Raw genomic sequence first — 4,003 nt, forward strand, 5'->3', positions numbered from 1 at the left:
CTGGTGGATTGCCAGCTACTCCGCGCTGCGGCTTTCCGGCACGCTCACCGCCCCGGTGCTGCCACCGCTGGAACCCACCACCGCCCAGGAAGCCACCGCCTTTGAAGTGCTGGATGAACCGCAAGAACTGTCTCAAGAACAATCTCAAGAACGATCTCAACTAGAAGCGTTTCACTTACATAAATTTCCACGTGGCCCCGGCCCCGGCACCTTTCTGCACGGGCTGCTGGAGTGGGCGGGCAAGCAAGGCTTCGATACCGCCGCGAACGATATGGACGCCCTCAACGATATGCTTTGGCGGCGGGTGCAGCTACGCGGTTGGCAGGCATGGCAAGAACCGCTGGCGGGCTGGCTAAGCGCCCTGCTCACCACGCCGTTACCGCTGGCCGCGCCCACCCCGCAAAGCGTGGCGCTGAATGAGCTAGAAAGCTACCAAGTAGAGCTAGAGTTCTGGTTCGCCGCCAAACGGGTGAATACCCAAGCCATCGATGCGCTGGTGAGCAAGCACTTACTGCAAGGGGTAGAGCGTCCCGCGTTGGATGCCGACACCCTAAACGGCATGCTGAAAGGCTTTATCGACTTAGCCTTCGAGCACCAGGGGCGCTTTTACGTGCTGGACTGGAAATCGAACTACCTAGGCCCCAACGACAGCGCCTACGAACCCGAGGCCCTGCGCCACGCGCTGCTCGCCAAACGCTACGACCTACAGGCCGCGCTCTACTTACTCGCCATGCACCGGCTCTTAAAAGCACGCCTGCCGGATTACGACCCGCACCAGCATTTGGGCGGTTCGATGACGGTATTTCTACGCGGCAGCCGCAGCCCTGGGCGCGGCGTGGTGGGCGAACCCGCCCCGGTTGAACTCATCGAAGCCTTGGATAGCCTGTTTGCAGGCGAGCCACACGCCACCCAGCAGGAGGCCACGGCATGAGCCGCCAGCACGACACCCACACCTTCGATATGTTCGGCGATGCCGACAGCGCCCACCCGGCACTCAGCAGCACCCCGGAACTGCTGGCCCTTTGCGAACGCTGGGTAGCGCGAGGCTGGCTGCGAGATCTAGACCGCGCCCTGGTGCGCTTTTTAGCCAGTGAAGCCCCAGACGCCCCCACACTGCTGCTACTGGCAGCAGCACTTGCCAGCCACCAGCTAGGCCGCGGCCACGTATGCCTGGATATTAACGCCACGCTCAACGCGCCGGATTTCGCCCTTTCGCTACCGCCCGAAGGGGACGACCTCACCGACCCGCCGCCGCTACCCAGCGACGTGCTGGCCACGCTCACGCTCAGCGAATGGCAAGCCGCCCTGCACCACCCGCTGCTCACCAGCGAAGGCCCCGGCAACACACCGCTGGTCGTAGTGACCACTCACTCAGCCAGCGGCACCCCCAGCACGCGGCTCTACCTGCGCCGCTATTGGCAGTACGAGCAAAGCCTGCACCAACACATCGCCGCACGCCTAGAAGCCACCGGCACAGAAAGCCAAGGTGGGAGGCTAAATCATCAGACAACCGAGCCAACCACTAGCCACACAGCAAGCACAGGCTCAGAAAGCAAAGGTGGGAGGCCAATTCATTGGGCGACGGGTGACGCCAGTCACCCTGGGTTACTCCCCCAAGCCCTGAACATACTGTTCAAACAAAGCAACGGCCTAGACTGGCAAAAAACCGCCTGCGCGCTGGCCGCCCGCAGCCGCTTCGGCATCATTACCGGCGGCCCCGGCACCGGTAAAACCACCACCGTGGTGCGCCTGCTAGCCCTGCTGCAAACCCTGCAACTGGCCCAGCACCCTAGCCAGCCGCTGCGCATTCGCCTAGCCGCCCCCACCGGCAAAGCCGCCGCCCGCTTGAACGAATCCATCGCCGGGCAGGTCGCAAAACTCCCCTTCACTGACCTAACCACTTTGTTGCAAGGAGCCAAGAGGGAAGAAGCTGAAGGTGATAAAGCCATGCAGGATGAAGCTTTGTCAGAAGGTGCTCTGAAGGAGAAAGCTTTGTGGGAGGCCGCTTTAGCGGGCGATGATTCAGCCACAAAACAGCTAAAAGCCACCATCCCCACGGAAGTCACCACCCTCCACCGCCTGCTCGGCGCACGCCCCGACACCCGCCACTTCCGGCACAGCGCCGCCAACCCGCTGGCGCTGGATGTGCTGGTGATCGACGAAGCCTCGATGGTGGATATCGAAATGATGGCCGCGACCCTCAGCGCCCTGCCCGCCCACGCCCAGTGCATTCTGCTGGGGGATAAAGACCAGCTCGCCTCGGTAGAGGCAGGCTCGGTACTCGGCGACCTATGCCGCCGCGCCGATGCCGCCCACTACACCCCGGCCACCGCCGACTGGCTAGCCCAGGCCACCGGCCAGCCGCTGCCAGCCGAGTTCATCGACCCCGCAGGCCAACCGCTCGACCAAGCCATTACCATGCTGCGGGTTAGCCACCGCTTTAATGAACACAGCGGCATCGGCCAGCTGGCCAAAGCCATTAACCAGCCGGGCCATGCGCAAAGCGAACGGGAAAAGCAGCAGTCGGTAAGCGCCGTGCTGCGCCACGGCTACCCAGATGTGCACCATTTGGTGATGAGTGACGACGCCGCGCTGGATAAGCTGGTGATTCACGGCAGCCCCAGCGGCTTTGCAGGCAACGGCGAAGGCCGCACCGACCACCAAGGCCAGCCCATCGCCCCGCCCACCGGCTACCGCCACTATTTAAACGTGCTGCAAGCTCAGCGCCCACGGGACGAGTCGTTCGAGAAAAACCAAACCGCTTTTGACGCCTGGGCCAGCGAGGTGCTCAGCGCCTACAGCCACTTCCAACTGCTGTGCGCGCTGCGCAAAGGCCCCTGGGGGGTAGAAGGCTTGAACCAGCGCATCGCCAGCACATTACGCAGTGAAAAGCTGCTGTTCGGCAGCGACTACACCTTGGAGAAAGGCTGGTATGAAGGCCGCCCGGTACTGGTGACCCAAAACGACTACGGCCTGAAACTGATGAACGGCGATATCGGCATCACCCTGGCCGTGCCCGACCCGCGCAACCCACAGCAGAAGCTATTAAGAGTCGCCTTCCCCACTAGCGACACCGACAAACCCATCCGTTGGGTGCTGCCTTCCCGCCTGCACGCGGTAGAAACCGTGTTTGCGATGACGGTGCACAAATCCCAAGGCTCGGAGTTCTTACACACCGCGCTACTGCTACCGTCCACGCTGAACCCCATCCTGACCCGCGAGCTGGTGTACACCGGCATCACCCGCGCCCGCGAATGGCTCACGGCAGTGGAAGCCAAGCGCGGGGTGTTGAATGAGGCGGTGGTGAGGGAGGTTGTTAGGGTTAGTGGGGTTGCGGGTTAAAACCATTGGTTTTAGTGATGTTAGCATTTGGCCAGAGACTGCCTTTTGGCAGTCTTTTCTATAGTGCCTAAATCAGGTGAGCAGTAGGCGTCATTTGGATGTACTCGTTACATGCCAGCACTTTCAATTTGGCTAAATATCCAAAGCGAAACATGCCCTCTTAAATCTGATATTTTTTCCTGTATTTGACGATAGTCAAGCTCTTCTTGATCGACATCAGCCAAAGCAGTTTGTTTTATATATATAGCAGTGTCTCTTGGAACCCCTTTTGCGATAAGGTATTTAGTAATCTTACTGTAAGCTCCATTTTCAATAATGCTTAGTATGGAATTCTCGTCTTCAGACATATCCGCCAATGGCTTAAGCAGCATAGGCAATCCAAAGCAAACTTTAGAAGAAATTGTTTTAACTGCCTGATCTATTTGATTACTAGCGTCATCAGTAAAGTTACGTTCCCTTAATATATCTCGTAGGAGAGTTTCCCTCCCCCAGCCAGTAGCATACTTACAGATACTCCAGATATGTCTCTCTAATTGATCATTATCATTCGTTGGATTAGAAATATACCTGAATCCGTGAGACCGGCCCCCGGAAGCACTTCTAACCCACTGACCTGCATGGCAATATAGCCATTATCGCCATTCACCCAGACAGTGCCATG

3 protein-coding genes are annotated in these 4,003 nt (G+C 59.1%); 2 read left to right on the forward strand and 1 reads right to left on the reverse strand.

Annotated features, from left to right (window positions below; genetic code table 11):
* On the forward strand, positions 1-931 hold a 931-nt coding region (locus tag BIS10_RS17795; protein ID WP_253507338.1), incomplete at its 5' end, for a PD-(D/E)XK nuclease family protein.
* Complete coding sequence (gene recD / locus BIS10_RS17800; RefSeq protein ID WP_253507340.1) at positions 928-3,342, forward strand: exodeoxyribonuclease V subunit alpha; 2,415 nt, start codon at positions 928-930, stop codon at positions 3,340-3,342. The genes BIS10_RS17795 and recD, both read left to right, overlap by 4 nt.
* A 107-nt stretch (positions 3,343-3,449) precedes the next feature.
* On the opposite strand, the gene BIS10_RS17805 is transcribed toward recD, so the two are convergent.
* Positions 3,450-3,713: a hypothetical protein gene (locus BIS10_RS17805; RefSeq protein ID WP_253507343.1), complete on the reverse strand. Its 264-nt coding sequence runs from the start codon at positions 3,711-3,713 to the stop codon at positions 3,450-3,452.
* Positions 3,714-4,003: the final 290 nt, after the last annotated feature.

It is taken from the genome of Halomonas sp. 707B3, assembly GCF_024158645.1.
GTDB lineage: Bacteria > Pseudomonadota > Gammaproteobacteria > Pseudomonadales > Halomonadaceae > Vreelandella > Vreelandella lionensis.

What these genes read in the sequence shown, in the direction of transcription:
- BIS10_RS17805 (WP_253507343.1), bottom strand. Translation starts at nt 3,713, where the DNA reads ATGCTGCTTAAGCCATTGGCGGATATGTCTGAAGACGAGAATTCCATA.
- recD (WP_253507340.1), top strand. Translation starts at nt 928, where the DNA reads ATGAGCCGCCAGCACGACACCCACACCTTCGATATGTTCGGCGATGCC.